The 19,867-nt window shown below is 62.1% G+C and carries 21 protein-coding genes and 1 tRNA gene; 17 read left to right on the plus strand and 5 right to left on the minus strand.

The window, feature by feature from the left end:
* Window positions 1-157: 157 nt before the first annotated feature.
* The 16 genes from AB5Y51_RS17325 to galE all read left to right on the plus strand — a co-directional run bounded on the left by AB5Y51_RS17325 (window position 158) and on the right by galE (window position 14,570).
* Window positions 158-1,102: a YbgA family protein gene (locus AB5Y51_RS17325; protein ID WP_368178806.1), complete on the plus strand. Its 945-nt coding sequence runs from the start codon at window positions 158-160 to the stop codon at window positions 1,100-1,102.
* A gap of 139 nt (window positions 1,103-1,241) precedes the next feature.
* Window positions 1,242-2,129 (plus strand): MerR family transcriptional regulator, encoded by an 888-nt coding sequence (locus tag AB5Y51_RS17330; RefSeq protein ID WP_042864296.1) that lies wholly within the window; start codon window positions 1,242-1,244, stop codon window positions 2,127-2,129.
* Complete coding sequence (phrB, locus tag AB5Y51_RS17335; protein WP_323931532.1) at window positions 2,126-3,550, plus strand: deoxyribodipyrimidine photo-lyase; 1,425 nt, start codon at window positions 2,126-2,128, stop codon at window positions 3,548-3,550. The genes AB5Y51_RS17330 and phrB overlap by 4 nt, the downstream gene beginning before the upstream one ends.
* A 1-nt stretch (window position 3,551) precedes the next feature.
* Complete coding sequence (locus AB5Y51_RS17340; protein WP_039041377.1) at window positions 3,552-3,980, plus strand: nuclear transport factor 2 family protein; 429 nt, start codon at window positions 3,552-3,554, stop codon at window positions 3,978-3,980.
* Window positions 3,977-4,711 carry an SDR family NAD(P)-dependent oxidoreductase gene (locus tag AB5Y51_RS17345; RefSeq protein WP_202042112.1) on the plus strand — a complete coding sequence of 245 codons (735 nt, stop codon included), beginning with the start codon at window positions 3,977-3,979 and terminating at the stop codon, window positions 4,709-4,711. Before AB5Y51_RS17340 ends, AB5Y51_RS17345 begins: the two co-directional genes overlap by 4 nt.
* Window positions 4,708-5,967: an NAD(P)/FAD-dependent oxidoreductase gene (locus AB5Y51_RS17350; protein ID WP_368178809.1), complete on the plus strand. Its 1,260-nt coding sequence runs from the start codon at window positions 4,708-4,710 to the stop codon at window positions 5,965-5,967. The genes AB5Y51_RS17345 and AB5Y51_RS17350 overlap by 4 nt, the downstream gene beginning before the upstream one ends.
* Window positions 5,964-6,743: a DUF1365 domain-containing protein gene (locus AB5Y51_RS17355; RefSeq protein WP_324051616.1), complete on the plus strand. Its 780-nt coding sequence runs from the start codon at window positions 5,964-5,966 to the stop codon at window positions 6,741-6,743. The genes AB5Y51_RS17350 and AB5Y51_RS17355 overlap by 4 nt, the downstream gene beginning before the upstream one ends.
* Before the next feature lie 106 nt (window positions 6,744-6,849).
* A complete protein-coding gene (locus AB5Y51_RS17360; RefSeq protein ID WP_113978854.1) occupies window positions 6,850-8,106 on the plus strand; it encodes a cyclopropane-fatty-acyl-phospholipid synthase family protein in 1,257 nt (418 codons plus the stop codon).
* A gap of 2 nt (window positions 8,107-8,108) precedes the next feature.
* Entirely contained in the window at window positions 8,109-8,588 is a 480-nt protein-coding gene (locus AB5Y51_RS17365) for a DUF2878 domain-containing protein (protein WP_052816343.1), read from the plus strand.
* Complete coding sequence (locus AB5Y51_RS17370) at window positions 8,585-8,803, plus strand: TIGR02450 family Trp-rich protein (RefSeq protein WP_010673326.1); 219 nt, start codon at window positions 8,585-8,587, stop codon at window positions 8,801-8,803. Before AB5Y51_RS17365 ends, AB5Y51_RS17370 begins: the two co-directional genes overlap by 4 nt.
* A complete protein-coding gene (locus AB5Y51_RS17375) occupies window positions 8,760-9,302 on the plus strand; it encodes a chalcone isomerase family protein (RefSeq protein ID WP_042017708.1) in 543 nt (180 codons plus the stop codon). The genes AB5Y51_RS17370 and AB5Y51_RS17375 overlap by 44 nt, the downstream gene beginning before the upstream one ends.
* A gap of 11 nt (window positions 9,303-9,313) precedes the next feature.
* Window positions 9,314-9,856 carry a DUF3833 domain-containing protein gene (locus AB5Y51_RS17380; RefSeq protein WP_080768134.1) on the plus strand — a complete coding sequence of 181 codons (543 nt, stop codon included), beginning with the start codon at window positions 9,314-9,316 and terminating at the stop codon, window positions 9,854-9,856.
* A 129-nt stretch (window positions 9,857-9,985) separates the two neighbouring features.
* On the plus strand, window positions 9,986-10,453 hold the full coding sequence (locus AB5Y51_RS17385) for a Dps family protein (protein ID WP_010673329.1): 468 nt from the start codon (window positions 9,986-9,988) through the stop codon (window positions 10,451-10,453).
* 236 nt (window positions 10,454-10,689) lie between these two features.
* Complete coding sequence (hcp, locus tag AB5Y51_RS17390) at window positions 10,690-12,339, plus strand: hydroxylamine reductase (protein WP_134997555.1); 1,650 nt, start codon at window positions 10,690-10,692, stop codon at window positions 12,337-12,339.
* A gap of 100 nt (window positions 12,340-12,439) precedes the next feature.
* Entirely contained in the window at window positions 12,440-13,459 is a 1,020-nt protein-coding gene (locus AB5Y51_RS17395) for a hybrid-cluster NAD(P)-dependent oxidoreductase (protein ID WP_324033740.1), read from the plus strand.
* 85 nt (window positions 13,460-13,544) lie between these two features.
* Window positions 13,545-14,570, plus strand: a complete 1,026-nt coding sequence (gene galE / locus AB5Y51_RS17400; protein WP_104454618.1) for a UDP-glucose 4-epimerase GalE — start codon at window positions 13,545-13,547, stop codon at window positions 14,568-14,570.
* Between the two features lie 118 nt (window positions 14,571-14,688).
* Here galE and AB5Y51_RS17405 read toward each other — a convergent pair whose 3' ends face one another.
* Window positions 14,689-15,438 (minus strand): DsbA family protein, encoded by a 750-nt coding sequence (locus AB5Y51_RS17405; RefSeq protein ID WP_368178813.1) that lies wholly within the window; start codon window positions 15,436-15,438, stop codon window positions 14,689-14,691.
* Window positions 15,439-15,636: 198 nt separating this feature from the next.
* Here AB5Y51_RS17405 and AB5Y51_RS17410 point away from each other — a divergent pair.
* A tRNA-Ser gene (locus AB5Y51_RS17410) sits at window positions 15,637-15,724 on the plus strand.
* A gap of 94 nt (window positions 15,725-15,818) precedes the next feature.
* Here the strand turns inward: AB5Y51_RS17410 and AB5Y51_RS17415 are convergent.
* The 4 genes from AB5Y51_RS17415 to AB5Y51_RS17430 form a co-directional block, all read right to left on the minus strand.
* Window positions 15,819-16,514 carry a family 16 glycosylhydrolase gene (locus tag AB5Y51_RS17415; protein WP_080560416.1) on the minus strand — a complete coding sequence of 232 codons (696 nt, stop codon included), beginning with the start codon at window positions 16,512-16,514 and terminating at the stop codon, window positions 15,819-15,821.
* Window positions 16,515-16,754: 240 nt separating this feature from the next.
* Window positions 16,755-17,066 (minus strand): PTS lactose/cellobiose transporter subunit IIA, encoded by a 312-nt coding sequence (locus AB5Y51_RS17420; RefSeq protein WP_010673336.1) that lies wholly within the window; start codon window positions 17,064-17,066, stop codon window positions 16,755-16,757.
* 10 nt (window positions 17,067-17,076) lie between these two features.
* Entirely contained in the window at window positions 17,077-18,456 is a 1,380-nt protein-coding gene (locus tag AB5Y51_RS17425) for a glycoside hydrolase family 1 protein (RefSeq protein ID WP_010673337.1), read from the minus strand.
* Between the two features lie 57 nt (window positions 18,457-18,513).
* Window positions 18,514-19,866: a PTS cellobiose transporter subunit IIC gene (locus AB5Y51_RS17430; protein ID WP_010673338.1), complete on the minus strand. Its 1,353-nt coding sequence runs from the start codon at window positions 19,864-19,866 to the stop codon at window positions 18,514-18,516.
* Window position 19,867: the final 1 nt, after the last annotated feature.

Raw genomic sequence — 19,867 nt, forward strand, 5'->3', positions numbered from 1 at the left:
GTCTTCACCTTTACCCATGACTTCGGTCATGGGTTTTTTTTATGGGGGCTGATCCGCCCGCCGCCCCCTGGCCGTATCAGTTGGCAATAGTTATACAGCTTCCAATCTTTTGTATAACTGCTATAACTTACTCAAGGCTTATACAAGGGGCTTCATCATGTACAAGATAAAGGTCGGTATCAGTGCCTGTCTGCTCGGCCAGGAAGTGCGCTTCGACGGGGGCCACAAACGATCCAGTTTCTGCGAACGGGATCTGGGCGCCCATTTCGACTATCACCCCGTCTGCCCCGAGATGGCCATTGGCCTGGGCGCACCCCGCGCCGCCATCCGGCTGGTGAAGCGCCAGGGCGAGGTGCGGGCCGAGGCAAGCAACGGCAGCTTCGACGTCACCGACAAGCTGATTGCCTTCAGCGAGCAGAAGGCACGCCAGCTCGACTTCCTCTCCGGCTACATCCTCTGCGCCAAGTCCCCCAGCTGCGGCATGGAGCGGGTGCGCATCTATGGCGCCAACAACGAGGGGAGTGCCAAGGAGGGGGTCGGCCTCTTCGCCAAGGCGCTGATGGAAGCCAACCCCCTGCTGCCGGTGGAGGAAGATGGCCGCCTGTGCGACCCCATCCTGCGGGAGAACTTCGTCCTGCGGGTCTTCGCCTACCACGACTGGCAGCAGCTTTGCGCCCGGGGGATCACCGCCTCAGCCCTGATCCGCTTCCATTCACGCTACAAGTACCTGGTGCTCTCCCACGCCACCACCCACTACCGGGCGCTGGGGCGCCTGCTCGCCAACCTTGGCAAGGCCAACTTGCAGGAGGTGGCCGACAGCTACATCCAGGGGTTGATGGCGGCGCTGACTCTTCGCGCCAGCCGCCGCAGCCACACCAATGTGCTGATGCACCTGCAGGGCTACTTCAAGCGGGTGCTGACCCCGGCCCAGAAGCAGGAGCTGTGCGACACCATCGACAAGTACCGCACCGGAGTCTTCCCGTTGCTGGTGCCCCTTACCCTGATCCGCCACTACCTGCGCGAGTACCCGAACCCCTATCTCGCCGAGCAGGTGTACCTCAATCCCCATCCCGACACGCTGAAATTGCGTTACGGGCTGTGAAGGTGTGGCTGGATTTGGCCGATCAGGCCTACCTCGACCTTGATCCCGACACGCTCAAGCTGCGTTACGGGCTCTGAACCCCCTGTGCAGGCCCCGGCGGATGACCGGGGCCTCTTCCCAACGTCTGATGGACTCTCTCATGTCTGATGAATCACAAGCAGCCGCGCCTCTCCCCGACGAGGGCGTCTACCCCATTCGCGAGGTCTCCCGTCTCACCGGCGTCAACGCCGTCACCCTGCGCGCCTGGCAGCGCCGCTACGGGCTGGTGCAACCGGCCCGAACCGAGAAGGGCCATCGCCTCTACAGCGAGCAGGATATCCGCCAGATAGGCGAGATCCTGAGCTGGCTGGAGCGGGGGGTGAGCATAGGTCAGGTGAAGGGGCTGCTGAGCGAGCCCCAGAGTGCGCCAGTGAGCGATCACTGGCAGCAGACCCTGGAGCAGTTCAGCCAGGCGCTGCTCGCCTTCAACCAGCGCAAGGCGGAGGCCGAGCTTGGCGATCTGCTGGCGAGCTACCCCTTCGAGCTGGTGCGCAGCCGGGTGCTGCAGCCCCTGGTGGAGCGGCTGCTGGGGCTGTGGCGCGAGCGCCCCGATGGCGAGCTGCTGCAACAGGTGTGGCTCGGCTGGCTGCATACCCGCTTCGCCCGCCACCTCATCGAGCAGGAGAAGGGCGTCCCCGTCACCCTGGCAAGCTGGGGGCAGGTGGGGCCGCTGGATCTGGTCTGGGCTGCGTATGAGCTCATCGGTCAGGGATATGAGGTGCAACTGCTGGGGGCGGTGGAGCCCCGCCATGCCACCCTGCTGGAGGGGCGCGCCACACCCCCCTGGCTGATCCTGCTGGGGGCCGGGCTCGGCAAGCAGGACCAGGCCGCCGAATGGCCTGCGGGTACCCGCTTCTTTGGCGAGCTGGGACGCCTCTACGATGAGCCGTGGCGGCGTGCCCGCAACTGGCACGCCACCCTGGCAGAGGTCAGTGCGACGCCCCGCACTGCCAAGGCGAAGGGCAAGGGCGGGAGAACACCGTCATGAGGCTGGTCTGGTTTCGCAACGATCTGCGTCTGGCCGACAACCCGGCCCTGCGCCACGCCTGCGCCGGAGATGAACCGGTCGCCGCACTCTTCATCGTCTCGCCGACCCAGTGGCAGCAGCACAAGCTGGCCCCGGTCCGCCAGCGCTTCATGTTGGCACAGGTGGATGCCATGGGCCGCGAGCTGGCGGCCCTCGGCATTCCGCTTCATCTGCTGCGGGTCGAGACCTTTGCCGAGGTGCCGACGGCGCTGACGGCGCTCTGCCGGGAGCTCGGGGTGAGCCAGCTCTACGCCAACCAGGCCATCGAGATCGACGAGCTGCGCCGCGACCACACCGTCAGCGCCGCGCTGGGGGAGCAGGGCCTGACCAGCCACTGGTTCAACGGCTGCTGCGTGCTGCCGCCCGGTCGGGTGCTGACCGGGTCGGGGGAGATGTTCAAGGTCTTCACCCCCTTCAGCCGCGCCTGGCTCAAGGCTCTCGAGGAGGATGGCTTCGTCATTCACCGTGCCCCCGCACCACGCGGCGAGCCGTTGCCGTGGCTGCCCCTGGCCGAGCGGGAGTGGGTGGACGACGGGCTGGGGGATCTGACGCCGGACACCCGCTGGCCGGTGGGGGAGGCCGAGGCGAGCCGCCGATTGCATGCTTTTCTGGATCAGGCGGTGCTCGATTACGGCGAGACCCGGGACTTTCCGGCGCTGGCGGGCACCTCCGTGCTCTCCCCCTATCTGGCGGCGGGCATCATCAGTGCCCGCCAGTGCGTGGGGGCGCTGCAGCAGCGTCTCGGCTACCGGCCCCAGTCGAAGGCTCAACCCGGTTTCGTCTGGCTCAACGAGCTCATCTGGCGCGAGTTCTACCGCCACTTGCTGGTGCTGATCCCGAGCCTCTCCATGAACCGCCCCTTCAAGCCGGAGACGGCGGCCCTGCCGTGGAGCTGGGATCCGGATGCCTTCGCCGCCTGGTGTGAGGGGCGCACCGGCTACCCCGTGGTCGATGCGGCCATGCGTTGCCTCAACGCCACCGGCTGGATGCACAACCGGCTGCGGATGATAGTGGCGAGCTTCCTCACCAAGGATCTCCACATCCACTGGCGGCTTGGGGAGGACTACTTCATGAGTCGGCTCATCGACGGGGATCTGGCGGCCAACAATGGCGGCTGGCAGTGGGCGGCGGGGACCGGGGCCGATGCGGCGCCCTATTTCCGGGTCTTCAATCCCACCACCCAGGGGCAACGGTTTGATCCACAAGGGGAGTTCATTCGTACCTGGGTCACTGAGCTGGCGGATGTGCCTGCTGCCTATCTCCACGAGCCCCACGACTGGTTGCGGCTCAAGGGGCGGCAGGATTATCCGGCCCCCATGGTGGATCATGCCGTTGCACGGGTGAGGGCCATCGAGATGTTCCGCGAACTGGAGAAAAACTAGCATGAATGACGCGCTGGCCCGCTTTGTCATCCTCTACCTGCAACTGGACAAGCATCAGTTGCACCGCTTGCCGGAGGTCTATGCCGATGAGGTGATCTTCATCGATCCTGCGCACCGGATAGAGGGGCTGGCCGCGCTCACCCGTTACTTTTCCTCCCTTTATGAGCGCCTTGCCCAGTGCAGTTTCGAGATAACGAGTCAGCAGCAGTCGGGCAACGAAGCCTGGCTCGCCTGGGTCATGACCTTCTCCCACCCCAGGATTGCCGGTGGCCGGGCCGTCAGGGTGGAGGGGGCCACCCGGCTGACGTTCGACTCCTGGGGCAAGGTGTGCCTGCACCGGGACTACTTCGATCTCGGGGCCATGCTCTACGAGCAGTTGCCGCTGCTGGGGCCCGTGGTACGGGCCATCAAGGGGAGGCTGGGGACATGAGCGGCCGGGTGCTGATCACCGGGGCCACCTCGGGCATCGGCCGCCAGCTGGCGTTGGATTATCGGCGCGCCGGCTGGCAGGTGTGGGGTTGTGGCCGGGACGAGGTGCGCTTGCAGGCACTGGCCGACCTGGGGATCACCCCTTTGCGATTCGATGCGCGAGACAGTGCCGCCATGGCCGGGGTGGCCGCAAGCCTGCCCGTCCTCGACCTGCTCATTCTCAATGCGGGCAACTGTGAATACATGGATCCGGCAGAAGGCTTTGACGGCGCCCTGTTTGCCCGGGTCATCGAGACCAACCTCATCGCCACCGGCAACGCCCTGGCCGCCTTGCTGCCGCGGCTGGGGGCGGGTGGACGGCTTGCCATCGTCAGCTCCTCGGTGAGCTGGCTGCCCCTGCCACGGGCGGAGGCCTATGGCGCCTCCAAGGCGGCCCTCGATTATCTGGCGAATACGCTGCGCCTGGATCTGGCCAGCAAGGGCATCGGGGTGACCCTGATCCGCCCGGGCTTCGTGCAGACGCCGCTCACCGACAAGAATGATTTTCCCATGCCCTGTCTGGTGACGGTGGAAGAGGCTTCCCGCGCCATCATGACGGGGCTTGCCGTCGGTCGCCATCAGATCCACTTTCCCCGTCGCTTCATCTGGCTGCTGCGCCTGCTCGGCGCTCTGCCGACGGGGCTCTGGCTGCGCCTTGGCCGCACACTCGTTTCGAAAGGACGCCCTTCATGAAGAAAAAGATCGCCATCGTCGGCTCCGGTATCTCCGGTCTCACCGCCGGTTTTCTGCTCCACAAGCTGCATGACATCACCCTGTTCGAGGCGGCGCCGACCCTGGGAGGCCACACCGCCACCGTGGAGGTGGAACAGGCTGGGCGCCACTATGCCATCGACACCGGCTTCATCGTCTTCAATGACCGTACCTATCCCAACTTCCTCAAATTGCTGGAGCGCATCGGGGTGGGGCGCCAACCCGCCGAGATGAGCTTCTCGGTCAAGAGTCCCGAGGGGATGGAGTACAACGGCCACAACCTCGATACCCTGTTCGCCCGGCGCCGCAATCTGCTGAGCCCGCGCTTCTATCGCTTCGTCGCCGAGATACTGCGCTTCAACCGGGAGGCGCGGGCCTGGCTGGCCGCGCATCGCCAGCGGGAGCTGACCCCCGAGCTGACCCTGGGGGACTTCCTGCTGGCGGGGAAATTCAGCGACTATTTCGCCCGCCACTACATCCTGCCCATGGGAGCGGCCATCTGGTCCTCCACCCTGGCGGACATGCGTGCCTTCCCCTTGAGCTTCTTCCTGCGGTTTTTCGCCAACCACGGGCTGCTGGAGGTGGCGAACCGGCCCCAGTGGTATGTGATCCCGGGTGGCTCGCGAGAGTACATAGGGCCGCTCACGGCGGGCTGGCAGTCGCGCATCCGCCTCGCTACCCCGGTAGAGGCGGTGCGCCGGGTGGCGGATGGCGTCGTGGTCACCAGCCAGGGGCAGGAGGCCCATTTTGACGAGGTGATCTTCGCCTGTCACAGCGATCAGGCCCTGGCCCTGCTGGCGGATGCGAGCGACGCAGAGAGGGCCATCCTCGGGAACATGCCCTATCAGGCCAACGACGTCTGGCTGCACACCGACGCCTCCTGCCTGCCGATGCGCCGCAAGGCGTGGGCGAGCTGGAACTACCAGCTCGGTGAGGATGACGGGGCGCGCCCCCTGGTGAGCTACAACATGAACATCCTGCAGGGGGTGAGCTCCCCAGCGCCCTTCTGCGTCAGCCTCAATCCCCGTGGACGGGTGGACGAGAGCAAGGTGTTGTGCCGTTTCGTCTATCATCATCCGGTATTCAATCAGGGCTCCATCGCCGCCCAGCAGCGACGGGGCGAGATCTGTGGCCATCAGCGCACCCACTTCTGCGGGGCCTATTGGTACAACGGTTTTCACGAGGACGGGGTGCGCAGCGCCCTGGACGTGGCCAGACGCTTCGGGGCCGAGCTATGAGCGGCGCCGCGGCCTTGACGCAAGGGGACGAGGGAATGGGGGAGGGGATCAGCGCCATCTGGCAAGGCTCGGTGCGCCATCGCCGCTTCGCCCCCAGGGCCCACGCTTTTTCATACAGCCTCTTCATGCTGGGGCTGGATCTGGACGAACTGCCCGGGCTTGAGCAGGGGCGCTGGTTTGCCGTGGAGCGGGCCGGACTGCTCTCGTTTCGCCGCGAGGACTATCTGCGGGGCAGCGAAGGGCCCCTCAAGCAGGCAGTCTGGGACAAGGTGGCGGCCCTTGGGGGGGATGCGGAGCCCGGCGGGCGGGTGCTGCTCCTTGGCAACGTGCGCTGCCTCGGGTTTTATTTCAGCCCGGTCAATTTCTACTTCTGCGATCGGGCGGGGGAGACCCGCTACCTGCTGGCGGAGGTCTCCAATACCCCCTGGAACGAGCGCCACTACTACCTGCTGGATCTGGCGGCGCTCTCCCCCCATGACAAGGATTTTCATGTCTCCCCCTTCATGGGACTGGGGATGCGCTACCACTGGCGCATCCGGGCACCGAAAGAGGAGGCGCTGATCCATATCGAGAGCCACCCCGTATCCGGTGAGAACAAGCTGTTTGACGCCACCCTGGCCCTGCGCCGCGCGCCCTGGTGCCGCAGCGGGCTGGCGGCGCTGCTGGCTCGCTGGCCCTGGATGACCCTGAAGGTGCTGCTCGGGATCTACTGGCAGGCCCTGCGCCTTTTTATCAAACGCACCCCCGTCTTCACCCATCCGGAGAGCCGCCCGTGACGCTGACACACCCGTTTAATTCCGCTTCCTGGTGTTGTCAGCAGCCCATGGCGCGGGTTCATCCCAACCGAACGACCCCACTCTTGACCCATTCGGAGAGCCGCTAATGGAACTTGCTCAATCAACCCTCTCTGCCTCTTTTATCGACAAGGGGGCCAAGCAACTGCTGCTCAAATTGCTGGCGCGCCTTGAGCAGGGCCAGCTGGTGCTCCACGACGGCAGCGAGTGCCACCGTTTCGGCAAGGCGGGCAGCGACCTGCATGCCGAGCTGGTGGTGCAGGATCCGGCGTTTTATCGCCGCCTGCTGCTGGGGGGCAGCATCGCCGCAGGAGAGACCTGGGTGGAGGGTCTCTGGACCAGCCCGGAGCCGGTGGCACTGGTGCGCCTGCTGGCCCGCAATCTGCCGCTGCTCGACGCCCTGGAACGGCGCCTCGGCTGGCTCAGCTTCCCGTTCAACAAGGTGCGCCACTGGTTCAATCGCAATACCCTGACCGGTTCGCGCGCCAACATCGCCGCCCACTATGACCTTGGCAACACCCTCTATCAGGGCTTTCTCGACGATCACATGCAGTATTCGAGCGCCATCTATCCCCACCCGGATGCCACCCTGGAGGAGGGGCAGCAGGCCAAGCTGCGCACCATCTGTGAGCGGCTTGAGCTTGGTCCCCATGATCACCTGCTGGAGATAGGCACCGGCTGGGGCGGTCTTGCCGTCTATGCGGCCCGTCACTACGGCTGCCGGGTCACCACCACCACCATCTCCCGGGCCCAGCACGACTATGCCAAGGCGTGGATCGAGCGGGAGGGGCTGGGGGATCGCATCACCTTGCTGCTGGAGGATTACCGCAAGCTGGAGGGACGCTATGACAAGCTGGTCTCCATCGAGATGATCGAGGCGGTGGGGCACGCCTTCCTGCCCGACTATTTCCGCCAGTTGTCGCGCCTGCTCAAGCCCGGCGGACGCCTGCTGATCCAGGCCATCACCATCGCCGATCAGCGTCACGCCCAGTATCTGCGCGGGGTGGACTTCATCCAGCGCTACATCTTCCCGGGAGGCTGCCTGCCCTGCGTCTCCCAGATGGCGGGTCTGCTGGCGCGGGAGACCGACATGCAGCTGGTACGGCTGCACGATCACGGCCACCACTATGCCCGTACCCTGGCCCACTGGTGCGAACGCTTCCTGGCGCTGGCCCCAGAGCTGCCCAAGCTCGGTTACAGCCAGGATTTCATCCGGCTCTGGCACTTCTATTTCGCCTACTGTGAAGGGGGATTCTGGGAGCGGGCCATCAGCCTGGTGCAACTGGAGGCCGCCAAGCCGGGGCCCCATGGCTGGTCCGGGGACTTGCCGGCACACGGTCGCTGATCATGTGGCAGTGGGCCCACCTGCTGGGATTCAACCTCTACTGGTTGCTGGCGGTGAGATGGCAGCAACCGGGCCCGCTGCTCGGGATGCTGCTGCTCCATTTCATCTTCTCCCCCCGCCGCGGGCAGGACTGGCGCCTCATCCCGGTCGCCCTGGCAGGCTGCCTGCTCGACATCCTGCTCTGGCGCCTCGGCCTGTTTCACTTTCCGTCCGGTTTTCCGCTCTGGCTGTTGCTGCTCTGGTGCGGTTTCGCCCTGACCCTCTCCCACGGCCTTCCCTGGCTTCGCCTCTTGCCGCGCTGGCAACAGGGGCTGTTCGGCATGGTAGGGGGCGCCTCCTCCTATATGGCGGGGGCCGCCATGGGGGCAGTAAACTTACCCTGGGGCATCTGGACAAGCGCAGTGCTGCTGGCGGTGATCTGGATGTGGTGGTTACCCGTACTCCTGTGGGTAACGGTCAAGCTGGAGGGTGAGACGAGATGAACACCTTTTCGACCGACACCTTGTTGTTTTCCAAGTGGACCAGGGATGGCCAGTGCGAGCTGGCCGAGCGTTTCTACCTGGTGGTGGCCTGCCAGCGCGATGCCCAGGGGCATCTAGCGAGCGTGGTGATGCAGGATATCAACACCCTGCAGGAACAGGAGATGGACTGGCATGAACTGGAGGATCCCGCCCGTTGGCACATGGGGTGGAACTAGCCTGCTGCTGGCGGCCTTGAGCCTGCCACTGTTTGCGACCGCCCAGAGCGTTGCCGCCCCCTGGCAGGGGCTGCGTACCGTGGGACAGGGGGAGATGCGCTGGCTCTGGTTCAAGCTCTATGACGCCACCCTCTACAGCGAGAGCGGCCGCTATCAGCCGGGGCGCTACCCGCAGGCCCTCAGCATTACCTACGCGAGGGCCATCGAGCGCCAGGATTTGCTGGAGGCGACCGCCGCCGAGTGGCAGCGGCTCGGCCTTGGCAGCGAGAGTGAGCGCCAACGCTGGCTGGCTCGACTGGCCACGTTCTGGCCGGATGTCGCCCCCGGCGACAAGCTGGTTTTTTATGTGGACGAGCAAGGCACGGGCCACTTCTGGTTGCGAGATCGCCTCCTGGGCTCTCTTGATGATCCCGCCTTCGCCCCCGCGTTTCTTGCTATCTGGCTGACTGACGACAGCCGGGATCCCGCTCTGACCCGCCGTCTGCGCGGCCAATCCTGATGGAGTATTCCATGAAGTTCTCTTCCTGGTGGCGTCTTGCCTGGTTGCTGCCCCTGCTGTGGCTCTCTGGTTGCGGCGCGGGTCTTGACGATTATCGCGGCTCCCGGCCGGGCTGGGATCTCGCCCGTTTCTTCAATGGCAAGCTGGTGGCCCACGGCCTGGTGACGGACCGCAGCGGCGAAGTGACCAGTCGCTTTCGGGTCGAGATGCAGGGGCACTGGCGAGAGGGCAAGGGGGAGCTGTTCGAGCAGTTTTACTTCGATGATGGCCGTCGGCAGACCCGCACCTGGTTTTTGAGCAAGGGGGCGGATGGCCACTGGCGCGGCACGGCTTCAGACGTGGTGGGGGAGGCGGTAGGCAAGACAGAGGGCTTTGCCCTCAATTGGCGTTATCAACTCGATCTGGCACTGCCGGATGAGAGCGTGGTGAGGGTGAGCTTTGATGACTGGATGTATCTGCTGGACGACGATCGCCTGATCAACCGCGCGAAGATCAGCAAGTTCGGCATTCACCTCGGCGAGGTGATCCTCTATATCGAACGGCTTGAGCAATGAAAGCCGGTGCATTTTTGCCGACAATAGCTATTGGCTATGGATCGGCAAGGCACAGACGATTGTCCTTTGAGTCTGCTTCTGGGTAAGCTGACTCCGTTCCCGATAATGCTTACCACCTGGAGGTGAATCATGAAGAGCCCCATTGGTCTTGATACCGTGCAATCACAAGCCCTGGCCGCCGAGCTCAACAAGCTGCTGGCCAGTTACCAGATCCTCTATATGAACGTCCGTGGCTTCCACTGGAACATCCGCGGCAACCAGTTCTTTGAGCTGCACCTGAAATTCGAAGAGATCTACAACGACCTGCTGCTGAAAGTCGATGCCCTGGCCGAACGCATTCTGACCCTGGATGGCGTGCCCCTGCACAGCTTCAGCGACTACATCCAGGTGTCTGCCATCCCCGAGCAGAAGGGGCTGCATGACGGTCGTGCCTGCGTGGAATCCCTGCTGGCGAGCTTCCGCGAACTGCTGGTTGCCCAGCGCCGCATCCTGGGTCAGGCCGCCGATGCCGGTGATGAAGGGACTGCATCCATCCTCTCCGACTATGTGCAGCAGCAGGAGAAACTGGTCTGGATGCTGCGCGCCTATCTGGCCTGATGAACCTGGGGCCGGCTGCCCATGCCCCGGCCCGTATCATTGCCCCTGTTGTTGCAAACCCGAGTTGTCTCTCCTTGATTTCCCACCCGCTTGCCGCCCGATTTGGGCGGCTTTTTTCTATTTGATCTGCATCAATGAAATGTTAATTGGTAAATTGAATGCCTATTAAGTTTTCCAGGAGGGGAATAGAATCGCCACAAAACAGATAACTGAAATGTCCAATTAGGAGAGACATGATGTTTTGTGTGCAATGTGAACAGACAATTCGTACCCCGGCAGGCAACGGCTGCGCCTATGCACAAGGCATGTGCGGCAAGACGGCGGAAACCTCCGACCTGCAGGATGTGCTGATCTATACCCTGCAAGGGCTCAGCGCCTGGGCCCTGGCGGCCCGCGAGCACGGCATCGTCGACAGCGAAATAGACGCTTTCGTGCCCAAGGCGTTCTTTGCCACCCTCACCAACGTCAACTTCGACTCCGCTCGCATCGTCGCCTACGTCAACCAGGCGCTGGCCTATCGTCAGCAGCTGGCCGCCAAGCTGGCACCGCTGGCGGTACAGGCCGACACACTGCCCGCCGCGGCCAGCTTCGAGCCGGGTGCCGATCTGCTGGCCCAGCTTGCCCAGGCGCCGCAGACCGCGGTCAACCGGGGCAAGAACGAGGTCAACGAAGACATCATGGGGCTGCGCTTGCTCTGCCTCTACGGCCTCAAGGGCGCCGCCGCCTACATGGAACACGCCCGGGTGCTGGATCAGCAGGATGCCGGGGTCGCCGCCGAATTCCATCGCATCATGAGCTGGCTCGGCACGGATCCCTGCGATCTGGATCCCCTGTTCAAGTGCGCCATGGAGATCGGCCTGCTGAACTTCAAGATCATGGAGATGCTGGATCTCGGTGAAACCACCGCCTTCGGCCACCCCGAGCCGACCCAGGTACGCGTCACTCCAGTACCGGGCAAGTGCATTCTGGTCTCCGGCCACGACATGGTGGATCTCAAGCTCATCCTGGAGCAGACCAGGGGCACCGGCATCAACGTCTACACCCACGGCGAGATGCTGCCGGCCCTGGCCTACCCCTTCTTCAAGCAGTACCCGCACCTGGTGGGCAACTACGGCTCCGCCTGGCAGAACCAGCAGAAGGAGTTTGCCAATTTCCCGGGCGCCGTGGTGATGACCTCCAACTGCATCATCGACCCGAACGTGGGCAACTACAGCGATCGCATCTTCACCCGCTCCATCGTCGGCTGGCCGGGCGTGACCCACCTGGAAGGGGACGATTTCTCCGCCGTGATCGCCAAGGCGCAAGCGCTGGAAGGCTTCAAGCACGTTGAGCTCGAGCACTTCATCACCATCGGTTTTGCCCGCAACGCCCTGATGCAGGCCGCTCCCGCAGTGATCGACAAGGTCAAGGCTGGCGAAATCAGCCACTTCTTCCTGGTGGGGGGATGTGACGGCGACCGTGCCGAGCGCGCCTACTACACCGAGTTTGCCAAGGCGATCCCGCAGGACAGCCTGCTGCTGACCCTGGGCTGCGGCAAGTACAAGTTCAACAAGCTCGATTTCGGCGACATCGGCGGCATTCCGCGCCTGCTGGACGTGGGTCAGTGCAATGATGCCTACTCCGCCATCCAGCTGGCCCTGGCGCTCGCCGACGCGTTCGAGTGCGGCGTCAACGATCTGCCCCTGACCCTGGTGCTCTCCTGGTTCGAGCAAAAAGCCATCGTCATTTTGCTCACCCTGCTTGCGCTCGGCGTGAAGGACATCCGCACCGGCCCGACCGCCCCGGCCTTCCTCACCCCGGCCCTGCTCAAGGTGCTGGAGGAGCAGTTTGGCCTGAAAGGCACCACCACGGCAGACGCGGATCTCGCCGAGATCCTGGCGGCCTGAGCAAAGATACAGCCTTACACGCTCAGCATGTTGTAAGCCTTTGGCGAGCCTGATGGCTCGCCTTTTTTCAACGCTATTTCCGAGCAAGAGGAGCCTTGCGATGACCTCCACCTCTTTGAGCCTGCGCTGTATAGCCCGCCGGGCAGAGACCCACGACGTGGCGAGCTGGCAATTCGAGCCCCTGGCTGGCGACCTGCCCCCCGTGCTGGCCGGCCAGTGCGTCACCCTGCACACGATGATTGACGGTAAGCCCCACTGCCGTGCCTACACCCTCTCCTCCAGCCCGCAGGATCCTTTCTGGCAGGTCACCATCAAGGATGTGGGGCTGGTCTCTCACCATCTGCACCAGAGCCTGCAAGTGGGGGACGAGATCTGGGTAGACGGCCCCTTCGGCGACTTCCACCTGACTGCTTTGCCCTGCGAGCGGCCGCTGCTGCTCAGCGCCGGCTCCGGTATCACCCCCATGTGGGCCATGCTGCGGGACGAGCTCGCCAAGCGGCCGGACGCCGATATCCGCTTTATTCACAGCGCCAGAACCCCCGGGGATGTGATCTTCGCGAGGGAACTGGCTTCACTGGCCGAGGATCATGCCGGTGTGCGCCATGCTTTAGTGCTGGAGAAAGTAGGGAAAGAGGCGCCAACGGCTCATCCCTGGGTTGGCCGGCTCACACCGGGGATGCTCAAGGAATTGGCGCCGGATCTCTTGAGCCGCCATGTCTATCTGTGCGGGCCCGCCCCCTATATGGCGGTGGTGAGCGAGATGCTGGCCGGGCTCGGGCTGCCCGCCGGGCAGTTGCATCAGGAGTCGTTCGGCCTGCCTGCTGCTACATCGGGCTCGGCGCCAGTTGCGGCCGATAGCGACCACTTCTGGCTGACCCTCAAAAAGAGCGGCAAGAAAGTGAAGATACTGCCTGGCCAGACCCTGCTGGCGGCACTGGAGGGGGCGGGGGAGACCATGATGGCCGCTTGCCGCGCCGGGGTGTGCGGCGCCTGTCGCTGCACCACGGAAGGCGAAATCGAGCGCCAGAGCGTGATGACCCTGAGCGCGCAGGACCTCGAGAACGGGGTGGCGCTGGCCTGTTCCTGCACCGCCAGAGGGGATGTGAGCCTGGAGTATTGACGGGGGTCATTGGTATCCCGAGCTTTTCCCGGGCGGGTCGTGCGGGTAGACTCAACCCCAGTTTCAGCAAAGTACGGGATAAAAAATGACAATTCTGGTGACGGGGGGAGCCGGTTACATCGGTTCCCACACCCTGGTCGAGCTGCTTGGTACAGGGCAGCAGGTCGTAGTACTGGACAACCTCTCCAACGCCTCCCCCGAATCGCTCAAACGGGTCGAGAGGATCACCGGCAAGCCGGTCACCTTCGTGGAAGGGGACATTCTGGACAGAGCCTGCCTGCAGCGGCTGTTTGCCGAACACAAAATAGCATCCGTGATCCACTTCGCCGGCCTCAAGGCGGTGGGTGAATCCGGCCAGATCCCGCTCACCTACTATCAGAACAACGTGACCGGCACCCTGGTGCTGTGCGAAGAGATGGCCAGGGCCGGCGTGTTCCGGCTGGTGTTCAGCTCCTCGGCCACCGTCTATGGGGATCCGGCCTCGGTACCGCTGCGGGAAGATTTCCCCACCAGCGCCACCAACCCCTATGGCCGCTCCAAGCTGATGGTCGAAGAGATCCTGCGTGACCTCTCCAAATCCGATCCTCGCTGGGCCATCGTGCTGCTGCGCTACTTCAACCCGGTGGGGGCTCATGAGAGCGGCCTCATCGGTGAAGATCCCAACGGCATCCCCAACAACCTGTTGCCTTACATCAGTCAGGTCGGCGTGGGCAAGCTCAAGGAGCTGGGGGTCTTTGGCAACGACTATCCGACGCCGGACGGCACCGGGGTGCGCGACTATATCCACGTGGTGGATCTCGCCATCGGTCACCTCAAAGCGTTGGCCCGCATCAAGAGTGATACCGGCGTCTTCACCTATAACCTCGGCACCGGTCAGGGCTATTCCGTGCTGGAGATGGTCAAGGCGTTCGAGGCAGCCAGTGGCCGTGCCATTCCCTACCAGATCAAGCCCCGTCGCCCCGGCGACATCGCCGAGTGCTGGGCTGAACCGGCTCTGGCCCGTGATGAGCTGGGCTGGCAGGCCGAGCGGGGGCTGGAGCAGATGATGATCGATACCTGGCGCTGGCAAAGCCAGAACCCGAACGGTTATGGCCCTGCTGCGAAGCCGTGATCAAGGGTCATGCGCTGCTCTTCGCCTTGCTGACAGCTTCTCGCGACCTGATGGTTTGCAGCCTGAATAGCAAAACGCCCCGGCATGCCGGGGCGTTTTTTCATGAACAACGCGCGGGTTACTGGATGCTCTTGCCGGCGCGGACATCCTTGATGATGGCCTTGAGGCTGGCCAGATCCCGCGGTGCGCCGCGCAGGATCTGATCGCCGATGATGAAGGCCGGGGTGCCGGAAATGCCCATGGCTTCGGCCAGCGCCCGGTTGGTACCCAGATTCTGATCGATGCTGCCGTCCTTGATCTTCGCCTCTACCTTGCTCCAGTCCACGCCGGCGGCCCTGGCGACGTCTTTCACCTGGGCTTCATCGGAGAGGGGCCCCTGATGGGCGTACAGCTTGTCGTGGAAGGCCTGGTATTTGTCGGGCTGGCCGAGCTTCACCGCCAGCGCCGCGCGGGCGGCGTAGTAGGAGGTTTCGCTCAGGATGGGGAACTGCTTGTAGATGTAGCGGATCTCCTTGTCCTCAGAGAGCAGTTGCTGAATGAGGGGATGAGCGCGCTTGCAGTAGCCGCAGTTGTAGTCGAAGAACTCCACCACCGTCAGGCTGCCCTTGGGATTGCCGCTCTCGGGATCCTGGTTGGCGAAGAGCTGCTTGGCATGGGCTTCTATCAGCGTCTTGTCGTTCTCGGCCTGCTGGCTCTCCTGCTTGGCACGTAGGGCGTTGGACATCTCGACCAGGATCTCCGGATTCTTGACCAGATAGTCGCGCACGATCTGCTCGACATCGCTCTTGGTCAGCTCGCTCGCCTGCACGGGCGCCGCAAGCAGGGTCGCGCCGGTCAGGGCGGCGAACAGGGCATGTTTGATTCTCATAAGTCCATCTTGCTGGGGATGTGGTAGTGGTCCCTATAGTGGGTGAGTCTGTTTTCAAGTCAAGCCATCCGCTTGAAAAAGCACGGTTTGCAGAGGTTTTGCCGGTTTTGTGCGCCAGATAGCCCAATAAATGGGCAAACAAACGGAGTGGGGATTTACAAGGGCTGGGGGCATGGGTAATATGCGTCGCACTGCTGCGGAGGGGTGGCAGAGCGGCTGAATGCACCGGTCTTGAAAACCGGCGATGGGCGACCATCCGTGGGTTCAAATCCCACCTCCTCCGCCATCCATATAGCCCAACTGATTTATTCAGTTGGGCTTTTTTGTGTCTTCGGTTTTGGGTATGCCACTGTGTACCCGGATTTAGTTGGCCATCGCGATCACTCCCAGGGCGTCACATTGGCGTACTTGTATTTCGCGTAGACGGGCTGGCCGTTGTAGGAGCTGGGCGGGAAGCTCGGGTTGGCGCTGATCCAGTTATTCACAAACGTCTGCATCCAGCTGGTGACGGGGCGGCTCTCGCGGCGCACGCTCACCCATTTGTTCTGGGTGCGGCTGAAGACCTGCCAGGTGACTCCCGCCTCGTCGATGTTGAAGGCGTAGCGCTCCATGTTCCAGATGGAGATACCGTACTTGCCCAGGTCGATATCCTGGGGATACTGACGCCCCTGGATCCAGACGTTGGTATGGAGCAGGTTGGTGCCCCCCATCAGCTCGATGTCGACTTCATAGTGAGAGCTGGTGCCTGCATCTCCGGTATAGGTAAAGAAGGAGCTGATGGTGCCGGGCACCGATCCTGCCTGCATCTGCACCTCATAACGACCCTTGCGGGTGTAGTTGTAGGTTCGCAGTTCAGCACAGCTCTTGTTTCCTTTGTCGGATTTCGCATGGAGGATGGCCGTGCCGGACTCCATCCAGACGTTGGCGGCGCGCCAGGTACAGTCGAATTCTGACCCGCCATTGCGCCAACCATCAGAGACCTGCCAATCCTGATTGCTCCACCACCATGCCGATGCCTGAGTGGAATATAATCCTCCCGCCATCAGCAATACTGACATCAGTCCAAGTTTACGCATATTATCCACATTCCTGTGTGTTTATTAATGAGTGTTTTATTGATGACTACAAGCAGCATTAGAATAGCCATAAACAGATATTGAAACTTATACTGGTATCGCGTCATGACAGTTTCATATTTTTGAAATTGCCTGAAAAAGGTATGAAAGACATGACGGCTGGCTGGTATAACCAGAATAAAAAAAGCCACCGTATATAACGGTGGCAAAAGCACGGACTCCCGATCCGATGAGTTAAAATCAGCTGGCTTGGCGGCGATAGATCTCGACCAGTTCGGTGGCCAGTTCGCGGCACAGAATGGAGGTCATCAGGTGATCCTGGGCATGTACCATGACCAGTGTCATCTTGGTCTTGCCTTCGCCCTCATCGGCTTCAATCAGTTTGGTTTGTACGGCATGGGCAGCCTTCCCCGCGTCGGTGGCCTGGAGCAGCAAGGCATCCGCTTCGCTGAACTGGCCAGCACGAGCCTGACGCAGGGCTTCGAAACAGAGACTGCGAGATTGGCCGGCATTGACGATGATGCCCATGACTGCTTCTTCAAGATCCATCATTTATGACTCCTTAAAATCCATTATTACGAGAGACGTTGGCGAACCATTCACCACTTTTCTTGACGGTGCGCTGCTGGCTTTCCAAATCAAGGCTGATGAATCCATAACGGTTCTTGTAGGCATTCATCCAGGACCAGTTGTCAATAAAGGTCCACAGGTGATAACCACGGCAATTACTTCCTTCGGCAATGGCGGTATGAATCCACTGGAGGTGGCCGCGAATGAAGTCGATACGATAATCGTCTTTTACCTGACCATCTTCACCAATGAATCTGTGTTCCCCTTCGACACCCATACCATTTTCAGAGATATAGCTTGGGATATTTCCATAGTTGTCGCGCAGGTTGATCAATATGTCATAAATACCGCGCTCATATATTTCCCAGCCGCGATAAGGATTCATTTTGCGGCCTGGCATCTCGTAATTCTCGAAGAACCAGTCAGGCAGGAAAGGGGAATCCGGATTGATGGCCGTCATGCGTGCCTTCACTCGCCGCGGCTGGTAGTAGTTGATGCCGAGCAGATCGATCTTGCCGGCGGCCAGCAGTTCGCAGTCGCCGCTTTGCACCACGGGCATCTGATCGTGCTCGCGCAGGATATCGATCAGCTCCTGGGGATAAACCCCCTTCACCGCAGGATCGAGGAAGGCGCGGTTGAAGAACAGGTCGGCAATGAACGAGGCCTTCAAGTCTGCCGGGTTTGAAGAGCGCGGATAGGAGGGGGTCAGGTTCAGGACGATGCCGATCTGGCCGGGCAGGGAGAGTGTGCGATAACGCTTCACCGCCAGACTGTGGGCCAGCATCATGTGATAGGCCACCTGGGCTGCCCGTTTGAAGTCCATCTGGTTCGGGTAATGGAAGTCATACAGATACCCTCCTTCCACTACCACAACGGGCTCATTGAAGGTCATCCAGCAGGCGACGCGATCACCGAACAGTTTGAAGCAGAGCGCTGCGTACTCGGCATAGGCCGCCACGGTTTCGCGGCTCTCCCAGCCCCCCTGCTCCTGCCAGTACATCGGCATGTCGAAGTGGAACAGGCCGATGAAGGGTTTGATCCCCTTGGCCAGCAGCTCATCGATAACCTTGTTGTAGAAGTCGACGGCCTCCTGGTTGACGGTGTGGCCATCCGGCAGCAACCGGGCCCAGGAGATGGATGTGCGGAAGCTGTTGTGGCCAATCTGTTCCATCAATGCGATGTCTTCACGATAACGATCGTAGAAGGTGGAGGTGTTGGCCGGGCCAACCTGACCATGGAAACGGTGTGGCTCCGTCTCGAACCAGTGATCCCAGATAGTCGGTGCCTTGCCGCCCACATTGGCAGCCCCTTCCGATTGTGCGGCCGACGAGGCGCTACCCCACCAGAAGCCTTCGGGGAATGTATATTGCATTGCAGTTTCCTCTTGATAACCGGCGTGCAGGCGGCGTGGCGCCCGCACGCCTGGCGCTTACGCCTGACTCTGAATCGGTGTGATTGTGTCTGCTTTTTCTGATCTGGCGGCTTCTTCCGCTTCAGCCGTCTCGGCTTCCTGCTTGAGCAGGGTGCGTTCGTAAGCTCGCACGAAGGGGTAATACATCAGGGCGGAGATCCCCATGCAGATGAAGCACATGATGACCGGACTGAAGGCCCAGTTGGTCGCCCAGGAGGCGCCGATGGGAGCCGGCGTGGTCCATGCGGTCAGCATCACGACCTTCTCAACCAGACCCAGATCCACCGCGAACCAGGCCAGGATGGCGTTGATCACCGGCACCAGGATGAAGGGCAGGAAGAAGACCGGGTTCATGATGATGGGAGCACCAAACAGGATCGGCTCGTTGATGTTGAAGAACCCGGGGACCACGCCCATTCGCCCTATGGTGCGCAGGTGCACGGCGCGGCTGCGCATCAGCAGGAATGCCAGTGGCAAGGTGGAGCCCACGCCGCCGATAAACAGGAAGTGATCCCAGAAACCGGGCAGGAAGGTGTGGGGAATGGCTTGCCCGGCGGCCAATGCGGCCTGGTTGCTCGCCAGGTTTGCCATCCAGAAGGGGTTCATGATGCCGGTGACGATCATGGTGCCGTGGATGCCGGCAAACCAGAGGATCTGGCACAACAGCACCGCCAGCAAGACGGCAGGCAGGCTGTCGGAAGCCGCCACCAGCGGTTTGAGCATGGACATGATCGCCTCGGGCAGGATCATGCCAGTGGTTTCCTGCAGCAGCATGTTGAAGGGATGTAGGGTCAGGATAATCGCCAGGACCGGGATCAGCACCTCAAAGGAGCGCGCCACTCCCATCGGCACCTGCTCGGGCAGACGGATGGTGATGTTGTTGCGCTTGAGCCAGGCGTAGACCTCGGTCGAATAGATGGCGCAAATGAGAGCGGTAAAGATGCCCTGACCGGAGAAATACTGGGTGGAGATGGTGCCGTCTTTATATTGCGCCGCCACCAGCATGAACGACATCAGCGACAGCAGGCCCGTGGTGATGGGGTCCAGGGAGTATTGTTTGGCCAGGCTGGATGCGACGCCCACCGAAATGAAGACCGTCATCAGCCCCATGCTCATGTTGAAGGGCAACATGAGTTCGGCACGATAGGTGTTGGAAAAATCGAGCCAGGCTCTGGCAAAGCCCCAGGTGGTTTCGCTGGAGATGGGTGGAAAAATGAAGACCAGCATGAAGCTGCCGACGATCATGAACGGCAGCGCGGCAATAAAACCGTCACGGATGGCCAGAACATAGCGTTGCTGGCCCAGTTTTCCTGCCAATGGGCCGATCCGTTGTTCGATCAACTTGACCAGCATCCCATAGAGTGAACTCATA

The sequence above is a fragment of the Aeromonas sp. R7-1 genome (genome assembly GCF_040908115.1).
Taxonomy (GTDB): Bacteria; Pseudomonadota; Gammaproteobacteria; order Enterobacterales; family Aeromonadaceae; genus Aeromonas; species Aeromonas caviae.